The following is a 17975-nucleotide window of genomic DNA, read 5'->3' as shown; positions in this document are numbered from 1 at the left end:
CGTTGTCGGCGCGCGGCCGGACGCGCGTCGGGCCCCCCGTTCCTGACGAGCCGGCCGCCGCGGGTCGCCGGCAGGTCCCGTGCCGGCGGCCCGCCCCTCCTCCCACCCCGCCCCGAGGGCCGTCCGAGCGGCCGGCGGCGGGTGTCGGAAATTCGTTCGCCGCGCTCCGCGCCGGGTCCGTACCGTCGGCGCATGCGCAGCGCGGTGGTGACCACGACGCCGGGAGGCCCCGGCGCGCCGCACTGACGTTTCCGTCGACGAGGCCCCGGGGCGATCCGCCCCGGGGCCTCGCGGCGTCCGTGGACCAGGTCGCCCCCGGGTCGTACCCCGTGAGGAGAGCGACATGATCGACCACCGCAGGCTCGGCCGCGAGCTGGACCTGTTCGTCTCGGACCCACTCGCCGGCGCCGGGCTGCCGATCTGGCTGCCGGCGGGCGCCGCCGCCCGGCACGCCGTCGAGGAGTACGTCCGCGACCTGGAACGCCGGGCCGGCTACCAGCACATCTACTCCCCGCCCCTGGGCAAACGGGAGCTGTTCGAGCTCTCCGGGCACCTCGGCTACTTCGCCGACGACATGTTCCCGCCGCTGCGGCTCAGCGCCGACGACGAGTTCGTGCTGCGCCCGGCGCTCTGCCCGCACCACGCGCTGGTCTACCGGGCCCGTGGGCGCTCCTACCGGGAGCTGCCGCTGCGCGTCGCCGAGCTGGGCGGGATGTACCGGGCGGAGCGGTCGGGCGTGCTGGGCGGCCTGTCCCGGGTCCGCGCCATCTCGCTCAACGACGCGCACAACTTCTGTGCGCTGGACCAGGTCGGCGAGGAGGTGCGGGAGATCCTGCGGCTGATCCGCGAGGCGCACGCCGCGCTCGGCGTCCGCCCGGCCGGGTTCCGGCTGTCGCTGCGCGGGCCGGGGGAGAAGTACGTCGGCGACGACGCCCAGTGGGCGCGGGCCGAGGAGCTGCTGCGCGCGGCGCTCGACGGGGTGGACTTCACCGAGGCCCCGGGCGAGGCCGCCTTCTACGGCCCGAAGATCGACATTCAGATCGTCGACGCCGCCGGCCGGGAGTCCACCCTCTCCACCGTCCAGCTCGACTTCGACAAGCCGGAGCGGTTCGACCTGTCGTACACCGACGCGTCCGGCGCCCGGCGGCGGCCGGTGATGGTGCACCGCAGCCTCATCGGCAGCATGGAGCGGCTCTTCGCCTACCTGATCGAGGTGCACCAGGGCGCCTTCCCGCCCTGGTACGCCCCGGTGCAGCTGGTGCTCCTGCCGGTCGACGCCGGGCAGGCGGAGGTGGCGGCCGGACTCGCCCGCCGGGCGGTCGCCGCCGGGCTGCGGGCCGAGGTCGACGCCGGCGGCTCGCTGGGCGCCCGGATCCGCGACGCCGCCCACCGCCGGGTGCCGTACGTCGGGGTGGTGGGCGCCCGGGAGGCGGCCGACGGGTCGGTCTCGCTGCGCCTGCGCGACGGCCGGGGGTTGGACCCGATGCCGGTCGCGGACGCGCTGGGGCTGGTCGGGGCGGTGGTCGCCGCCCGCTCGGCCGACCTGCTGCCGCCCGCCGCCTGAGCCGGTCATGAGGAGAGCGCCCCCTGGACCGACGGGGTCCGGGGGGCCGCCCCGTCGTCCTCGTCGTCCACCAGCGCGCCGGTGAACTGCGACCGGTAGAGCCGGTGGTACGCCCCCTTCGCGGCGACCAGCTGCTCGTGGGTGCCCTGCTCGACGATCCGGCCGTGCTCCATCATCAGGATCAGGTCGGCGTCCCGGATGGTGGAGAGCCGGTGCGCGATGACGAAGCTGGTCCGGTCCGAGCGGAGCGCCGCCATCGCCCGCTGGAGCAGCACCTCCGTGCGGGTGTCCACCGAGCTGGTGGCCTCGTCCAGGATCAGCAGCGACGGCTCGGCCAGGAACGCCCGGGCGATCGTGATGAGCTGCTTCTCGCCGGCGCTGACGTTGCTGCCCTCCTCGTCGATGACGGTGTCGTACCCGTCGGGGAGGCTGCGTACGAAGCGGTCCACGAAGGTGGCCCGGGCGGCGGCGAGGATCTCCTCCTCGGTGGCGTCCGGCCGGCCGTAGGCGATGTTGTCCCGGATGGTGCCGCCGAAGAGCCAGGTGTCCTGGAGCACCATCCCGATCCGGCTGCGCAGCTCGTCCCGGGGCATGCTGGTGATGTCCACCCCGTCGAGGGTGATCCAGCCCGCGTCCAGCTCGTAGAAGCGCATGATCAGGTTGACCAGGGTGGTCTTGCCGGCGCCGGTCGGGCCGACGATCGCCACGGTGTGGCCCGGCTCGGCGACCAGGGACAGATCGTCGATCAGCGGCTTCTCCGGGTCGTACCGGAAACAGACGTGCGCGAACTCGACCCTGCCGGTGACCCGGGCCGGTGCCACCCTGTGCCGGCTCTGCTCCTCGGCGTCGAGCACCGCGAAGACCCGCTCGGCGGAGGCCACCCCGGACTGGAGCAGGTTCGCCATCGAGGCGATCTGGGTGAGCGGCTGGGTGAACTGCCGCGAGTACTGGATGAACGCCTGCACGTCGCCGAGGCTCATCGTCCCGGAGGCCACCCGCAGCCCGCCGACCACGGCGATCGCGACGTAGCTGAGGTTTCCGACGAACATCATCGCCGGCATGATGATCCCGGAGATGAACTGGGCCCCGAAGCTGGCTCGGAACAGCTCCTCGTTCTTCGCGTGGAAGGCGGCTTCCACCTCGCGCTGCCGACCGAAGATTTTGACCAGCTCGTGGCCGGTGTACGCCTCCTCGATCTGACCGTTCAGCTCGCCGGTGTGCCGCCACTGGGCGATGAACTTGCGCTGGGACCGCTTGGCGATCCGCTGGGTCACGATCACCGACAGCGGCACCGCGACCAGCGCGACCAGCGCCAGCAGCGGCGAGATCCAGAACATCATGGCCAGCACGCCGACGACGGTCAGCAGCGACGTGAGCAGCTGGCTGAGCGTCTGCGACAGGGTCTGCGAGATGTTGTCGATGTCGTTGGTGACCCGGCTGAGCAGCTCGCCCCGGGGCTGCCGGTCGAAGTAGGGCAGGGGCAGCCGGTGGAGCTTCTCCTCCACCTCGGCGCGCAGCCGCAGCACCGTCCGCTGCACCACCCCGTTGAGCAGCCACCCCTGCCACCAGATCAGCACACTGGCTGCCAGGTAGAGCGCCAGGGCCAGGACGAGCACCCGGCCGAGGGCGGCGAAGTCGATGCCGGCGCCCGGCACCACGTCCATCCGGGCGAGCATGTCGGCGAAATTGTCGTTGCCGGCGGCCCGGGCCCCCGCCGCGGCCTGCTCCGTGGTGGTCCCGGCGGGCAGTTGCCGACCGACCACCCCGTTGAAGATCAGGTCGGTGGCGTGGCCGAGGAGCATCGGCCCGATGACGCTGAGCCCGATGCTCGCCACGGCGAGCGTGATCACCGCGGCCAGCTGGAGCCGGTGCGGCCGCAGCCGGCCGAGCAGGCGCCGGGCCGACGGACCGAAGTTCATCGACTTCTCGGCCGGCATCGCGGCGCCCATCCACGGCGGACCGCCGCGTTGGCCGCCGGGGGGCAGCCGCTTCGGCGTCCGTGCCTCCGGGACCTTCTGCCCGGGTACGGGCGCCCGGCCGCCACCGGCTCGGGCAGGCCGCCCGTCGGGCCGGCTCACGCCGGCACCTCCGCCGTCTGCTGGGACGCGACGATCTCGGCGTACGTCGGGCAGCTCTCCAGCAGTTCCTCGTGTCGTCCCGTGCCGACGACGCCGCCGTCCTCGAGCACGATGATCTGGTCGGCGTCGACGATGGTGGAGACCCGCTGGGCCACGATCACCACCGCCGCGTCGGCGGTGACCGGTCGCAGCGCCGCCCGGAGCCGGGCGTCGGTGCCCAGGTCCAGCGCCGAGAACGAGTCGTCGAAGAGGTAGATCTCCGGCTGGCGGACCAGCGCCCGGGCGATCGCCAGCCGTTGCCGCTGACCGCCGGAGACGTTCGTGCCGCCCTGGGCGATCGGGGCGTCCAGCCCGCCCGGCATCTCGGCCACGAAGTCCCACGCCTGGGCGATCTCCAGCGCCCGCCACAGCTCCTCGTCGGTGGCGTCCGGGTTGCCGTACCGGAGGTTGCTGGCGACCGTTCCGCTGAACAGGTACGGCCGCTGCGGCACCAGCCCGATCCGGCGCCACACCTCGTTCGGGTCCAGCAACCGCACGTCCACCCCGTCGACCAGCACCGCGCCGGCGGTCGGATCGACCAGCCGGGGTATGAGCGTGAGCAGGGTGGTCTTGCCGGCGCCGGTGGACCCGATGATGGCGGTGGTCCGGCCCGGCCCCGCCCGGAACGAGATGTCGTGCAGCACCGGTGCGCTCGCCCCGGGGTACTGGAAGGCGACGCGGCGAAGCTCCAGCTCGGCGCGCCTGGTCATCGCGATCATCGGATCGGCCGGCGGCACCACCGACGACTCGGTGTCCAGCACCTCGACGATCCGCTCGGCGCACACCGCCGCGCGCGGCACCATCATCAGCATGAAGGTGGCCATCATGACGGCCATCAGGATCTGCGTCAGGTACTGCAGGAACGCGGTCAGCGCGCCGATCTGCATCTGGCCCGCGTCGACCCGCTGCGCGCCGAACCAGAGCACCGCGACGCTGGAGACGTTGAGCACCAGCATGATCACCGGGAAGATCAACGCCTGGAGCCGGCCGACCCGCAGTGCTGTCGCGGTGAGGTCCGCGTTGGCGGCGCCGAACCGGTCCGTCTCGTACGGCTCGCGGACGAACGCCCGGATCACCCGGATGCCGGTGATCTGCTCGCGCAGCACCCGGTTGACCGTGTCGATCCGGGTCTGCATCTCCCGGAAGCCCGGCACCATCCGCCGGACGACCAGGCCCAGCGCGACCGCCAGCACCGGCACGCTGACCAGCATCAGCCAGGAGAGCCCGACGTCCTCCTGCAACGCCATCACGATGCCGCCGATGCCCATGATCGGGGCGGCCACCAGCATGGTGCAGCTCATCAGCACGAGCATCTGCACCTGTTGCACGTCGTTGGTGTTGCGGGTGATCAGCGAGGGCGCGCCGAACCGGGTCACCTCCCGGGCGGAGAAGCTGTTGACCTGGGAGAAGAGGGCGGCCCGGGTGTCCCGGCCGAAGCCCGCCGCGGTCCGCGCGCCGAGGTAGACGGCGGCCACCGAGCAGGCGATCTGGACCAGGCTGACCAGCAGCATCCAGCCACCCGTACGCATGATGTAGTCGGTGTCGCCCCGGGCCACACCCCGGTCGATGATGTCGGCGTTGAGGCTCGGCAGATAGAGCGAGGCCATCGTGCCGACGAACTGGAGCAGCACCACCCCGGCCAGTGGCCGGCGGTAGGGGCGCAGGTGGCGGCGCAGTAGGCGGATCAGCACGGGCGGCCTCCCGGTCTCGCCTCGTCGGGTTCCTGGTCTGCCGGGTTCAACCTCGCGTCCTCCCCGTCGGACATGGTCACAATCAACTCGGTCGGAACTCGCGGATCACCGCCTTCTTCGCCGGGTCGGCGTCGACGGAGGTCAGCGGGGTGTCGCTGTGGATGAGGTCGAAGAGCGCCTGCACATGCTCGCGGCCCTTGCCGGTCAGCGCGAGCTGCACCGTACGGCGGTCGGCGGCCTGGCGGTGGCGCTCGACGAAGCCGTCGCGCTCCAGGGTGTCGACGATCCCGGTGAGGGTGGCGGGCCGGACGAAGCAGCGGTCGGCCACCGCCCGGTGGGTGGTCTCGCCGGTGCGGGCCAGCGTGAACAGCACCCGCATCCCGGCGGGCGTGAGGCCGTGGCGTTCGGACAGGTAGCGGCCCCAGCGCTGGTCGACCAGGTGACCGGCGACCGCGACCAGCCGCCCCAGCGGCGCGTTACGCAGCGGGTCCGGGAGGCGGGCCGGCGGTTCGTCATGCACGTCGCTGACGTTAGCTTCGGGATCGTCAGGGGCCAAACTAATTTCTCGCCGCGCTCATCTTGTCGGTGGCAAGTTATGCTCCCCGCCATGACGGCGCGCGGCTACCACCACGGCGACCTGCGGCGGGCCCTGCTCGACGTGGCAATCCAGGCCATCGAGGAGTCCGGGCCGGCCGCGCTGAGCCTGCGGGACCTGGCCCGGCGTGCCGGGGTGTCCCACGCCGCCCCGGCCCACCACTTCCGCGACAAGGCCGGCCTGCTCATCGCGCTGGCCGTCGAGGGGTACGACCTCCTCGCCGACGAACTGACCGGGGCCGGTGACGACCTGCTGGAGGTGGGTGTGGCGTACGTCCGGTTCGCCGTCGACCACCGGGCGCACTTCGAGGTGATGTTCCGGCCGGACCTCTACCGCGGCGACGCCCCCGAGGTGGCCGCGGCCCGCGACCGGGCCGGCGCCGTACTGCGCGGTGTCCTGCCGACCGCCGAGGCCGACCGGGAGGCCCTGGCCGCCTGGTCGATCGTGCACGGCTTCGCCACGCTCTGGCTGGCCGGGGCCCTGCCGCGCGACGCGGGCCGGGACCCGGAACGGGCCGCCCGCGCGGTGATCCGCCGCCTCCTCGGGTGACCGCGGCCTGCCCCGATGTGCGGCGGGTCGGGCTGTCCCGTCGCCCGGACAGCCCGACCCGCCGCAATTCGGGGGTCGCGACCCCCCGGACGCTCACCAGCTGGTGGGCAGGGGCATTCCCTCGGTGTAGCCGGCGGTGCTCTGGACGCCGACCAGCGCGCGCTCGTGGAACTCGTCCAGGTTGCGGGCGCCCGCGTAGGTGAAGGCGCTGCGCACCCCGGCGATGATCTCGTCGATCAGGTCCTCGACGCCGGGCCGGGCCGGGTCCAGGTACATCCGCGCCGAGGAGATGCCCTCCTCGAAGACCGCCTTGCGGGCCCGGTCGAAGGCGCTGTCCTCGGCGGTACGCGCGCTGACCGCCCGGGCCGAGGCCATGCCGAAGCTCTCCTTGTAGCGGCGGCCGTCCGGCTCGGTGTAGAGGTCGCCGGGGGACTCGTAGGTGCCGGCGAACCACGACCCGATCATGACGTTGGACGCCCCGGCGGCGAGCGCCAGCGCCACGTCCCGGGGGTGCCGCACGCCGCCGTCGGCCCAGACGTGCCGGCCCAGGGCGCGGGCCGCCGCCGCGCAGTCGAGCACCGCGGAGAACTGCGGCCGGCCGACACCGGTCATCATCCGGGTGGTGCACATCGCGCCCGGCCCGACGCCGACCTTGACGATGTCGGCGCCCGCCTCCACCAGGTCGCGTACGCCCTCGGCGGTGACCACGTTGCCGGCCGCCACCGGAACGGCGGGGTCGATCTTGCGTACCGCCCGCAGCGCGGAGATCATCCGCTCCTGGTGGCCGTGCGCGGTGTCCACCACCAGGGTGTCCACCCCGGCCGCCAGCAGCGCCTCGGCCTTGCCGGTCACGTCGCCGTTGATCCCGACGGCGGCGGCGATGCGCAGCCGCCCCCGGTCGTCGACCGCCGGCCGGTAGAGGGTGGCGCGCAGCGCGCCCTGCCGGGTCAGCACCCCGATCAGCCGGCCGTCGGCGTCCACCACCGGGGCCAGCCGGCGTCGGCCGGCCGAGAGCCGATCGAAGCCGGTACGCGGGTCCGCGTCCGCCGGCACGGTGTGCAGCTCGGTCGACATCACGTGGCGCAGCTGGGCGAACCGGTCCACGCCGATGGTGTCCGCCTCGGTGACCACGCCCAGCGGGCGGCCCGCCTCGTCCACCACGATCACCGCGCCGTGCGACCGCTTCGGCAGCAGGTGGATGGCGTCGCCGACGGTGTCGGTCGGGCCGAGCGTGATCGGGGTGTCGTGCACCAGGTGCCGCTGCTTGACCCAGGCGACGACGTTGGCCACCACCTCGATCGGGATGTCCTGCGGAATGACCGCGATCGCGCCGCGCCGGGCGACGGTCTCCGCCATCCGGCGGCCGGAGACCGCCGTCATGTTGGAGACCACCAGCGGGATGGTGGTGCCCGTGCCGTCGCCGGTGGCCAGGTCGACGTCGAGTCGCGAGCCCACCTCGGAGCGGGCCGGCGCCATGAAGACGTCGTTGTAGGTCAGGTCGTGCGCGGGGACCGCGCCATGAAGGAACCGCACCCGGCCATCATTCCTGCTCCGGACCGGTTCCGCCGTCGCTGGTGTCCCAAACCACCCCGCCCGCCCTCCTTCCCGGCGCGGCGCTTCAGGGGGAGACGCTGCCAGTCGATCTTCGGCAACGGCGACCGTCCCTGAGTTGCGAGCGTGGTCGGGCGGGCGGGGCGAGGCGGGTGGGGCAGGAGGGTCAGGCGATGGTGCAGATCGCCGCGCCGGCGGTGATCACGGCGCCGACCTCGGCCGACAGTCCGCTGACCGTACCGGCCTTGTGGGCGTGCAGCGGCTGCTCCATCTTCATCGCCTCCAGCACCACGACCAGGTCGCCCTCGGCGACGGTGTCCCCGTCAGCCACGGCGATCTTGACGATGGTGCCCTGCATCGGGGAGGCGAGCGCGTCGCCGCTGACCGCCGCCCCGGCCTTGGCGCCGCCGCCCCGGCGGGCCGGCTTGCGGGCGGCGGGGGCCGCGGTGGTCGTACCCGCGCCGAGGCCGGCGGGGAGGCTGACCTCCAGCCGCTTGCCCGCCACCTCGACCACGACGGTCTCGCGGCCGGCCGGCGCCTCGGCGGGGCCGGCGGCGGCGGTGAACGCCGGCACGGTGTTGTCGAACTCGGTCTCGATCCACCGGGTGTGCACGGTGAACGGCTCGCTGGTGAACGCCTCGTCCCGGACCACCAGGCGGTGGAACGGCAGCGCGGTGGCCATGCCGTCGACGACCATCTCGTCCAGCGCGCGGCGGGCCCGCTCGATCGCCTCGGCGCGGGTCTCGCCCGTGATGATCACCTTGGCGAGCAGCGAGTCGAAGTTGCCGCCGATCACGTCGCCGGCCGAGATGCCGGTGTCCACCCGTACGCCCGGACCGGTCGGCAGCCGCAGCGCGGTGACGGTGCCCGGGGCGGGCAGGAAGTTGCGGCCCGGGTCCTCGCCGTTGATCCGGAACTCGATCGAGTGCCCGCGCGGGGTCGGGTCCTCCGAGAACCGCAGCTTCTCGCCGTCGGCGATCCGGAACTGCTCGCGGACCAGGTCGACGCCGGCGGTCTCCTCGGTGACCGGGTGCTCCACCTGGAGCCGGGTGTTCACCTCCAGGAAGGAGATGGTGCCGTCAACGCCGACCAGGTACTCCACCGTGCCGGCGCCGTGGTAGCCGGCCTCCCGGCAGATCGCCTTGGCGCTCTCGTGGATCTGGGTGCGCTGCGCGGCGGTGAGGAACGGGGCCGGGGCCTCCTCGACCAGCTTCTGGTGCCGGCGCTGCAGCGAGCAGTCCCGGGTGCCGACCACGATCACGTTGCCGTGCTGGTCGGCGAGGACCTGCGCCTCGACGTGCCGGGGCTTGTCCAGGTACCGCTCGACGAAGCACTCACCCCGGCCGAACGCGGCGACCGCCTCGCGGGTGGCCGACTCGAACAGGTGCGGGATCTCCTCCATGGTGCGGGCCACCTTCAGCCCGCGCCCGCCACCGCCGAAGGCGGCCTTGATGGCGACCGGCAGGCCGTGGTCGACCGCGAAGGCGATCACCTCGTCGGGGCTGCCGACCGGGTCGGGGGTGCCGGGGACCAGGGGCGCGCCGGCCCGCTGGGCGATGTGCCGGGCGGTCACCTTGTCGCCCAGGTCGCGGATCGCCTGCGGGGTGGGGCCGATCCAGGTCAGCCCGGCGTCGATGACGGCCTGGGCGAAGTCGGCGTTCTCGGAGAGGAAGCCGTAGCCCGGGTGGACGGCGTCCGCGCCGGACCGGCCGGCGACGTCGATCAGCTTGTCGATCCGCAGGTAGCTGTCGGCCGCGGTGTCGCCGCCCAGGGCGTACGCCTCGTCCGCCAGCGTGGCGTGCAGGGCGTCCCGGTCGGAGTCCGCGTAGACGGCGACGCTGCCCAGGCCGGCGTCGCGGCAGGCGCGGATGACGCGGACGGCGATCTCGCCGCGGTTGGCGATGAGTACCTTGCGCACCTTGAAGGCTCCTCCCGGGAGGTCGTTGACCGGGAGTGTATCGGTCACTCTGATGGCCCTAACGATCGCTCAGTGTGGGATGGCGCACTGTTCCGCCGACACCTTAGTCAAACTTGTTTATTACGCTTGTCCGGTGTCTGCGACTCGGATGATGATTCTCGGCCTGGTCCGGTGGATGCAACCGGTGCACGGCTACGACGTGCGCCGCGAGCTGCTCAGCTGGAACGCCGACCGGTGGGCCAACGTGCAACCCGGATCGATCTACCACGCCCTGCGCAAGCTGGCCGAGGAGGGGCTGTTGCGCGAGGTGGCGACCGAGCAGGTCGGCGCCCGCCCGGCCCGCACCACGTACGAGGTGACGGCGAAGGGGGAGGACGAGTTCGAGACGCTGCTGCGCGGCTTCTGGTGGCAGCTGCACGAGACACCGGACCCGTTCGTCGCGGCCTTTTCCTTCCTGCCCGCGATGCCTCGCGAGGAGGCCACCGCCGCACTGCGGAACCGGGCCAATCTGCTGCGTGCCGGTATCGAGTCGATGCGCTCCTCGTTGGACTCCGACTGGATGCGCAACACCAAGCCGGTGCACGTGGCCTGGATGTTCGAGCTCTGGGCGGCCCGCGCCGAGGCGGAGGTCGCCTGGTGCGACCGGATCGTCGAGCGAATCGAGTCCGGGGTGTCGTACCTGCCTGCTGGACTGGCCGGAGCGCAGGGCTGGCCGGGATGGACCGACGGTGCGGCGCCGCGCGACACAGAGACGCAATAATCAACGTTGACTAGAAAAGCTATATCGCGTTAGCCTTCTCGCCGCACCCACGGGGGAGCGCGCCGCCCGGCGTCGGTCCCAGGGGACAGGTGGCCGGTGCGTCCGGCCCGGACGACCAGGAGCAGACATGATCGAGACCAGGGGGCTGCGGAAGTCGTTCCGTTCCCGCGCCGGTCGGGAGACGAAGACGGTCGACGCCGTACGCGGAGTCGACCTCAAGGTCGCCGAGGGGGAGATCTTCGGCTTCCTCGGCCCCAACGGCGCCGGCAAGACCACCACCCTGCGGATGCTCGCCACGCTGATCGAGCCGGACGGGGGCGAGGCCACCATCGCGGGCGCGGACCTGCGCAAGGACCCGGCCGAGGTGCGGCGCCGGATCGGCTACGTCGCCCAGGGCGGCAGCACCTGGGACGAGTCCACCGCCCGCGAGGAGCTGGTGCTGCACGCCCGGATGTACGGCATTGCCAAGGCCGAGGCGCACCGCCGTGCCGCCCGCGCCCTCGACGCCTTCCAGCTCACCGAGTACGCCGACCGCAAGTGCAAGACGTACTCCGGCGGCCAGCGGCGCCGGGTGGAGATCGCCCTCGGCATCATCCACGAGCCGAAGATCGTCTTCCTGGACGAGCCGACCACCGGCCTGGACCCGCAGAGCCGCGCGCACATGTGGGACGAGATCCGCCGGCTGCGTACCGAGGGCATGACGGTCTTCATCACCACGCACTACCTCGACGAGGCGGACGCGCTCTGCGACCGGATCGCGATCATGGATCACGGCGAGGTGGTGGCCGAGGGCACCCCGGCCGAGCTGAAGCGGGAGATCTCCGGCGACGTGGTGCTGGTCGGCCTGGACGTGGCCGGCACCCCGCAGGCCGCGCAGCTGCTCGACGGCGAGGCGTTCGTCAACAAGCTGGAGACCGCCGACGAGGGCGGCCTGCGCCTCTACGTCGACGAGGGGGCCACCGCCATCCCGCAGATCCTCCGCCGGCTCGACAGCGCCGGGCTCACGCTCTCCTCGATCGAGCTGCACCGCCCCAGCCTCGACGACGTCTTCCTCACCAAGACCGGCCGCTCGCTGCGCGAGTCCTGAGCATTCATCACAGGAGAAACGTCATGAAACTCGCCCGCGACACCTGGCTCATCTTCCAGCGTCAGATCCAGCTGCTGCTGCGCAACCCGGTCTGGGTCTTCGTCGGCGTCTTCCAGCCGGTGATGTACCTGCTGCTCTTCGCCCCGCTGCTCAAGCCCGCGCTGAACGCCCCCACCCAGGCCGCCGCCTACAAGATCTTCGTACCCGGCCTGCTGGTGCTGCTGGCCATCTTCGGCGGTCTGTTCCAGGGCTTCGGCCTGATCGCCGAGCTGCGCGCCGGGGTGATCGAACGCTCCCGGGTCACCCCGGTCAGCCGGCTCGCCCTGCTGCTCGGCCGCTCCCTGCGGGACGTGGTCTCGCTGCTCGTGCAGGCGGTCATCATCACCCTGCTCGCGCTCCTGTTCGACCTGCGCGTCTTCATCGGCGACCTGCTGCTCGCGTACCTGATGCTCGCCCTGATCGCGCTGATGACCTCGGCGGTCTCCTACGGGGTCGCGCTCAAGGTCAAGAGCGAGGACGCGCTCGCCCCGCTGATGAACACCGTCGCCCAGCCGGTGCTGCTGCTCTCCGGCATCCTGCTGCCGCTGACCTTCGCCCCCGGCTGGCTCCAGGGCATCGCCGACTGGAACCCGTTCTCCTGGGCGGTCGACGGCACCCGGGCGCTCTTCGCCGGGGACCTGGGCGACGACAAGGTCTGGCAGGGGCTGACCATCACCGCGGTGCTCGCCGTCGCCGGCGTCTTCTGGGCCGCCCGGCAGTTCGCCCGCAGCGTCCGCTGACGAGAGCTGCCTCTCACCAGGAGCGGGGCACCGGCCAGGCGCTTGTAGCGTAAGGCCGGTGCCCCGCCTCACCCATGACCGGACCACCTGGCTGACCTACGCCCAGCTGGGGTTGTGGGGCTTCTTCCTCTACGGGTTCGGCCCCGTCGTACCGCTGCTCAGAGACGAACAGGGCACCAGCGCCGCCGTCGCCGGCCTGCACAGCACCGCCATCGCCGTCGGCGCGCTGCTCGGCGGGGCACTCTTCGCCCCGCTCGCTCGCCGGTTCGGCCGGGGCGGGGCGATCTGGGTCGGGCTGGCCGGGCTCGCCGTCGGCGTGACCGCCTTCGGCCTGCTCCGCCCGCTGCCCGCCACCCTCGCCGCGGTCGCCGTCGTCGCCACCGCCGGGATGATGGTGGTCAGCGGCGTCGCCGTCGTCCTCACCGCCCGGCACGGCCCGGCCGCACCCGCCGCGCTCACCGAGGCCAACGCCGTCTGCGCCGGCATGGGCATCCTCGCCCCGCTGGTCATCGGGTTCAGCGTCGACGCGGGCGCCGGCTGGCGGCCGGTGATGGCCGTCGAGGTCGGGCTGATCGCGCTGGTCGCGCTCGCCGCCCGCCTCTTGCGGGTACGCCCGCCGCAGCCCGCCCCCGCTACCGCGGCTGCCGCCAACCGGGTCGGGGTGACCGCCTCGGCGGCGGAGGGGGCCGACGGTGTCCCCGGGCCCCGCAGCGGTGCCGGCGCGAGCGACGGGCTGCCCCGGGCGTACTGGATCGCCTGGGTGCTGATGTCGGTCACCGGGTCGATCGAGGTCTGCCTGTCGCTCTGGACCGCCGACGTGCTCCGCTCGCACGCCGGGATGACCGCCGCCTCCGCCTCGGCGGCCGTCGCCGCGATCGTCTGCGGCATGTTCCTCGGCCGGCTCGTCGGCGGCCGGATCGCCCTGCGCTGGCCGCCCGCCCCGCTGCTGCTCGGCGCGCTGACCGTCTCCCTGGTCGGGTTCGCCCTCTTCTGGCTCGCCCCGGTCGGCTGGCTCGCCGTCACCGGGCTGGTGGTGCTGGGACTCGGCAACGCGCTGCACTACCCGCTGGCCATCTCGATCGCGCTGGCCGTCGCCGGTGCGGCCGCCGACAAGGCGGCCGGCTGGTCGGCGTACTCGATGGGGGTGGGCTTCGGGATCGCGCCGGTGGCGCTGGGCGCGGTGGCCGACGGGATCGGACCCCACCTGGCCTTCCTGCTGCTGCCCGCCTTCATCGCAGCCGCCCTGCTGCTGACCGTGCGACTCGGCCGCGCCCTGCGCGCCACGCCGACGGACGACGACCGCGCCCCGGCCCTGGTCGGCGCCTGACCTCTGCCGGCCCGCCTCGTGCGCGGCGCTCGCCTGTGCGCCCGCCCGCGGCGCGGCGCCCGCCCGCGGCGGGTGGGTGCGGCCCAGTTTGCGGCGTGTCGGGGTGTCGAGCCGCCCGGACAGCCCGACACGCCGCAAAGCGTGTCAGTGGACCCGGGCGAGGGTCACGCCGTCGGCGAGGGGGAGCATGATCGCCTCGACGCGCACGTCGGCCAGCACCTCGTCGTTGAATGCGGCGATCGCTCGGTCTCCGGCGTTCTGCGGGGCGAGCACCCGGCCCCCGCGCAGCGTGTTGTCCACCGCGATGACCGCGCCCGGACGCATCCGGGGCACCAACTCGTCCCAGTAGATCGGGTAGCCCGTCTTGTCGGCGTCGATGAAGGCGAAGTCCAGGTGCCGCTCCAGCGGCAGCTCACGCAGGGTGTCCCCGGCCGGGCCGATGCGTAGCTCGATCCGGTCGGCCACGCCCGCGCGCTCCCAGTAGCGACGGGCGATGCCGGTGTACTCCTCTGAGATGTCGAAGCAGGTCAACCGGCCGTCCTCGGGCAGCCCTCGGGCGATCGCCAGCGAGGAGAGCCCGGTGAAGGTGCCCACCTCCACCGCCTGCCGCACGCCGAGCAGCCGGGTGAGGAAGGTGAGGAACGCGGCCTGCTCCGGCGCCACCTGCATCATCGCCTGGTCGGGGAGGACGGCCAGGGTCTCCTCGGCCAGGTCGCGGATGATCTGGTCCGGTGGGGAGCCGTGGGCGACGAGGTACGCGTGCAGTTCCGGGGTCAGCGGCAGCGACTTGGTGGTCATGAACGGACGCTAGCCGAGATGTTCAACCTCCTGGCCGCCCGGCGCGACCTTCGTCCACAGGTCGGTGATGCTCAGCTCCAACTCGCCTAGGAGGCGACGCAGCAGCGGCAGGGAGAGCCCGACCACCGTGCCCGGGTCACCCTCGATGCCGGTCAGGAACGCCCCGCCCAGCCCGTCGATGGTGAACGCCCCGGCCACCGCCAGCGGCTCACCCGTCGCCACGTACGCGGCGATCTCCCCGTCGCTGATGTCGGCGAAGTGTACGACGGTCGACGCCACTGCCTCCGCCCGCGCCTCGTGGGTCACGTCGATCAGGCAGTGCCCGGTGTGCAGCACCCCGCTGTGACCCCGCATCCGCCGCCAGCGCTCGGTGGCGTCGGCCGCGTCCGACGGCTTGCCCAGAATCTCGCCGTCGAAGGCGAGCACCGAGTCGCAGCCGAGCACCAGCGTGCGCTCGTCCGGGGTGGGACGCAGGCGGTCGAGCACCGCGAGTGCCTTGAGCCGGGCCAGTTCCAGGCACAGGTCCTCGGCCCGGTCCGCGACCACCTGGGACTCGTCGACGCCGCTGACCAGCACGTCGGGTTCGACTCCGGCCGCTTGGAGGAGCTTGCGGCGGGCGGGGCTCTGGCTGGCGAGTACGAGGCGCAGTGGCAGCGAGTTCGGCACGTCTCCGACGCTACCGGCTGCGCTACGGCGAGGGACGGTCGACCGGCCGGGCCTCAGCGCTCGGGGAGGACATGCCCTGCCCAGACCCGACCCGGATGGGCCAGCGCGGCGTCCTCCCGGGAGACCACGAGAAGGTGCTGACCGGTGCGCCGCGTCGCCGGAGTGGAGAAGTCGACGCCGATGACTCGGACCGGCGCACCGGTCAGTTCGTCCACGAAGCGCACCGCGCCGATCGGTACGTCGTCGAGCATGGTCCCGCAGGCGACGAGTCCCTGCCGGGCAGGCAGGTCGTACACCGCGTCGACCCGGAAGCGATGGGTGCCGCTGGTCACCGGCTGATCCGCGGCGGCGGATCGTGTGCGTTGCGGCGCCGTCGCCAGAGCAGGTAGCCGGCGCTAGCCGCCACGATCACGCCGAGGGTGGCCAGGCCACGGGCGGTCGGATTGGCGGTCCCCCCGCCATTGGCCGGCTCCGCCGCTGCCGATGTGGCTGATGTCTTGGCCGACGGTGTGCTTGTCGTCGCCCAGTCAGGGGGGAGGGGAGGTACGTCGGCGGTCAGTGCTGCCACCAGGTCGATGACGCCGTAGCCGTACTGGTCGTCACGGCCGGGCGGACCCTTGTCGACAGCGGTGGCGGTGAGTCGGTGTACTACTTCTGATGCTGGCAGATCCGGGTACTTGGAGCGGACGAGCGCGGCAGCTCCGGCAACGATCGCGGTGGAATCGGACGTGCCTGTGCCCTTGCGATAATTCGCGGAGTAGCTTGTGCTGATGATCTCTACGCCTGGCGCTGCTACATCTACTTCAGGCCCTGAAACCGATATGTCGGCGTGTCGACCGCTCCGGTCAACGCCCGCCACCGCCAGCACGCCCGCTTGGCTGGCAGGATAACCAACGAACTGCTCCCGAGGACGATTTCCTGAGCCTGCCACAACCACAATGTCGGAAGCAATGGCGCGCCGAACGGCTTGTTCTAATTCGGCGCTGGAGTCGCCCCCGCTGGAGACGCTGATTACCCGGGCTCCGTTCGCGACTGCATAATCGATCCCTCTAGCAAGCGCGTCTGGTTGTCCATCTCCGCCGGGCGGCGTTACTAGAATGGGCAAGATTTTGGCTTCCGGGGCGATCCCCAAGGCGCCCCGGTTTCCTGGTTGCCCGTGCGCGGCAACCAGTCCGGCCATTCCCGTGCCATGGCTGTCTCGGTCTCCGATTCCATTACCGCTGCCGCCGTCAATTGTGTCGGTGCCAGAAAGTAAATTGCCGCGTAAATCAGGGTGGGGGTCGACTCCGGTATCTGGGACGGCGACCACCACTCCCTTTCCCCTGGTTAGTCGATGCGCCTCCGCTACTTGTAAGTAGCCCAGGTGCCACTGCTGGCTTCGCACCCACTTGCCGTCGGGCGGCTTGGGAACCTCCCTTGCTCCAGCCCCGGATGCGGTGATCGCCAGAAGTAGTGCTCCGACGCCCAACGTTGCAACAACTTGCCTCAACGGCCGAACCCAATAGCCGGACCGGGATCTATCGGGCCTTCCTCGTCCGGCGGACGTACGACCGGGGCAACGCCTTCGTCGACTTCCCAAGGATGCTCTGGGTCCCACCGCCGGGATTCATCATCCAGCTTGGATCGCCTTTGTTGGCCCGCAATTCCAGTGCTTGCGTTCGAGCCGGGGCTACCACCAAGCGGGGGCATCCCGTAAGTGCCGCCCAAATGGTTGCCCCGCCCTCCTCCCGGACGAGAACCGGCTGCGCCGGTAGGTGCTGTCCCGGCGCCGCCGCCGCCGATAACACCGCCGACGGGATTGACTCTGCGGGGCGTTTGCGCGCCTCCGGGCTGGTGGAGGTTCATTCCTGGAAGGCCGCCTATGAGTCCACTGGGCGGGAAAGGTCGCGGCGATGCGTTCGGTGGAAGTGGATTGCGATTGCCTGCAGTAGGCGGCGTCTGCGAAGGGCTGTGCTGGGTTCCATTCTTAGTTGGTCGGCTCGATGTGCTGGGAAGAGACGGAAAGCCAGGCGGTGGCCCGACGTTAGGCGTTGGTACCGGGGATGAGGGCGGCGGGACTGCAGTGGGACCAGTTCTCGTCGATGCATGTGCCAGTCCTGTTCCGGTGCTACCAAGTACCGGCCCGACGTTGGGGGCCTGAGGCATCGAGACTGCGCTTGCCGGAGCGGCCAACCTGGACTTGGAGGTGGTAGCGGTCGAAGGAGCTATTGGCACGGGCACGATTGGCGGGATGAGGGGCGCAGACGACGCGCCCGCGCCCTGTATCACCGGTTCGGCATCGTCGATGCGCGGACGTATCGGAGGTGGCTTCTGGAGCATCACCTGGGCCTGCTGGAGTTCTCCGCTCAACCCGTACATGATTCCCCGGGCCTTGCTGTTGAGCTGCTCCAACTCCACATCCGTAACCGGCGGGTCGACCACCCGGCTGCCCGCCGCCGCCTTCGGATCGGCCAACGTCGCCTCGTACGACCGCTTCTGCTGGAGCTTCGTCGAGTACTGCTCGTAGAGCCGCTTCAGCTCGGGCCGGGCGCTGTCGATGGCGCGGGTGGCGGCGGCCAGCGCGTCGTGGTTGG

General features: G+C 71.9%; 15 protein-coding genes and 1 pseudogene. 7 read left to right on the top strand and 9 right to left on the bottom strand.

Going from position 1 to position 17975, the window contains the following annotated elements:
* Positions 1-340: 340 nt before the first annotated feature.
* Positions 341-1564, top strand: a pseudogene (gene thrS / locus ACSNN7_RS10345) (threonine--tRNA ligase); the annotation flags it as partial.
* A 5-nt stretch (positions 1565-1569) separates the two neighbouring features.
* Here the strand turns inward: thrS and ACSNN7_RS10340 are convergent.
* The 3 genes from ACSNN7_RS10340 to ACSNN7_RS10330 all read right to left on the bottom strand — a co-directional run bounded on the left by ACSNN7_RS10340 (position 1570) and on the right by ACSNN7_RS10330 (position 5892).
* Positions 1570-3513 carry an ABC transporter ATP-binding protein gene (locus ACSNN7_RS10340; protein WP_436680490.1) on the bottom strand — a complete coding sequence of 648 codons (1944 nt, stop codon included), beginning with the start codon at positions 3511-3513 and terminating at the stop codon, positions 1570-1572.
* A 125-nt stretch (positions 3514-3638) separates the two neighbouring features.
* On the bottom strand, positions 3639-5372 hold the full coding sequence (locus ACSNN7_RS10335) for an ABC transporter ATP-binding protein (RefSeq protein WP_436680461.1): 1734 nt from the start codon (positions 5370-5372) through the stop codon (positions 3639-3641).
* 82 nt (positions 5373-5454) lie between these two features.
* Entirely contained in the window at positions 5455-5892 is a 438-nt protein-coding gene (locus tag ACSNN7_RS10330) for a MarR family winged helix-turn-helix transcriptional regulator (protein WP_436680460.1), read from the bottom strand.
* Between the two features lie 87 nt (positions 5893-5979).
* Between ACSNN7_RS10330 and ACSNN7_RS10325 the strand changes: the two genes are divergently transcribed.
* The gene (locus ACSNN7_RS10325; RefSeq protein WP_436680459.1) at positions 5980-6516 is read left to right on the top strand and encodes a TetR/AcrR family transcriptional regulator; all 537 of its coding nucleotides are present in this window, start codon (positions 5980-5982) and stop codon (positions 6514-6516) included.
* Positions 6517-6609: 93 nt separating this feature from the next.
* Here ACSNN7_RS10325 and ACSNN7_RS10320 read toward each other — a convergent pair whose 3' ends face one another.
* Positions 6610-8049, bottom strand: coding sequence for a GuaB1 family IMP dehydrogenase-related protein (locus tag ACSNN7_RS10320; protein ID WP_436680458.1), 1440 nt, complete (start codon positions 8047-8049; stop codon positions 6610-6612).
* Positions 8050-8233: 184 nt separating this feature from the next.
* Positions 8234-9985 (bottom strand): acetyl/propionyl/methylcrotonyl-CoA carboxylase subunit alpha, encoded by a 1752-nt coding sequence (locus tag ACSNN7_RS10315; protein WP_436680457.1) that lies wholly within the window; start codon positions 9983-9985, stop codon positions 8234-8236.
* Positions 9986-10133: 148 nt separating this feature from the next.
* Between ACSNN7_RS10315 and ACSNN7_RS10310 the strand changes: the two genes are divergently transcribed.
* The 4 genes from ACSNN7_RS10310 to ACSNN7_RS10295 all read left to right on the top strand — a co-directional run bounded on the left by ACSNN7_RS10310 (position 10134) and on the right by ACSNN7_RS10295 (position 13938).
* Positions 10134-10745, top strand: coding sequence for a PadR family transcriptional regulator (locus ACSNN7_RS10310; protein ID WP_436680489.1), 612 nt, complete (start codon positions 10134-10136; stop codon positions 10743-10745).
* Positions 10746-10872: 127 nt separating this feature from the next.
* Positions 10873-11832 carry an ATP-binding cassette domain-containing protein gene (locus ACSNN7_RS10305; protein ID WP_436680456.1) on the top strand — a complete coding sequence of 320 codons (960 nt, stop codon included), beginning with the start codon at positions 10873-10875 and terminating at the stop codon, positions 11830-11832.
* Positions 11833-11855: 23 nt separating this feature from the next.
* Entirely contained in the window at positions 11856-12611 is a 756-nt protein-coding gene (locus ACSNN7_RS10300; RefSeq protein ID WP_154939599.1) for an ABC transporter permease, read from the top strand.
* A gap of 58 nt (positions 12612-12669) precedes the next feature.
* Positions 12670-13938 carry an MFS transporter gene (locus ACSNN7_RS10295; protein WP_436680455.1) on the top strand — a complete coding sequence of 423 codons (1269 nt, stop codon included), beginning with the start codon at positions 12670-12672 and terminating at the stop codon, positions 13936-13938.
* A gap of 144 nt (positions 13939-14082) precedes the next feature.
* Here the strand turns inward: ACSNN7_RS10295 and ACSNN7_RS10290 are convergent, their stop codons facing one another.
* The 4 genes from ACSNN7_RS10290 to mycP are packed head-to-tail and all read right to left on the bottom strand — an operon-like array spanning position 14083 to position 16891.
* Positions 14083-14736, bottom strand: coding sequence for an O-methyltransferase (locus ACSNN7_RS10290; protein ID WP_436680454.1), 654 nt, complete (start codon positions 14734-14736; stop codon positions 14083-14085).
* A 9-nt stretch (positions 14737-14745) separates the two neighbouring features.
* Positions 14746-15402 (bottom strand): Maf family protein, encoded by a 657-nt coding sequence (locus tag ACSNN7_RS10285; protein ID WP_436680453.1) that lies wholly within the window; start codon positions 15400-15402, stop codon positions 14746-14748.
* Positions 15403-15455: 53 nt separating this feature from the next.
* A complete protein-coding gene (locus tag ACSNN7_RS10280; RefSeq protein ID WP_436680452.1) occupies positions 15456-15734 on the bottom strand; it encodes a hypothetical protein in 279 nt (92 codons plus the stop codon).
* Entirely contained in the window at positions 15731-16891 is a 1161-nt protein-coding gene (gene mycP / locus ACSNN7_RS10275) for a type VII secretion-associated serine protease mycosin (RefSeq protein ID WP_436680451.1), read from the bottom strand. Before mycP ends, ACSNN7_RS10280 begins: the two co-directional genes overlap by 4 nt.
* Before the next feature lie 795 nt (positions 16892-17686).
* Between mycP and ACSNN7_RS10270 the strand changes: the two genes are divergently transcribed.
* Positions 17687-17908 carry a hypothetical protein gene (locus ACSNN7_RS10270; protein ID WP_436680450.1) on the top strand — a complete coding sequence of 74 codons (222 nt, stop codon included), beginning with the start codon at positions 17687-17689 and terminating at the stop codon, positions 17906-17908.
* The last annotated feature ends 67 nt before the right edge of the window (positions 17909-17975 follow it).

Origin of the sequence: Micromonospora sp. URMC 105 (genome assembly GCF_051386295.1) — a bacterium.
GTDB lineage: Bacteria > Actinomycetota > Actinomycetes > Mycobacteriales > Micromonosporaceae > Micromonospora.
The sequence above is the reverse complement of the archived record's forward strand: the minus strand, read 5'-3'. Positions and strand labels throughout refer to the sequence as shown.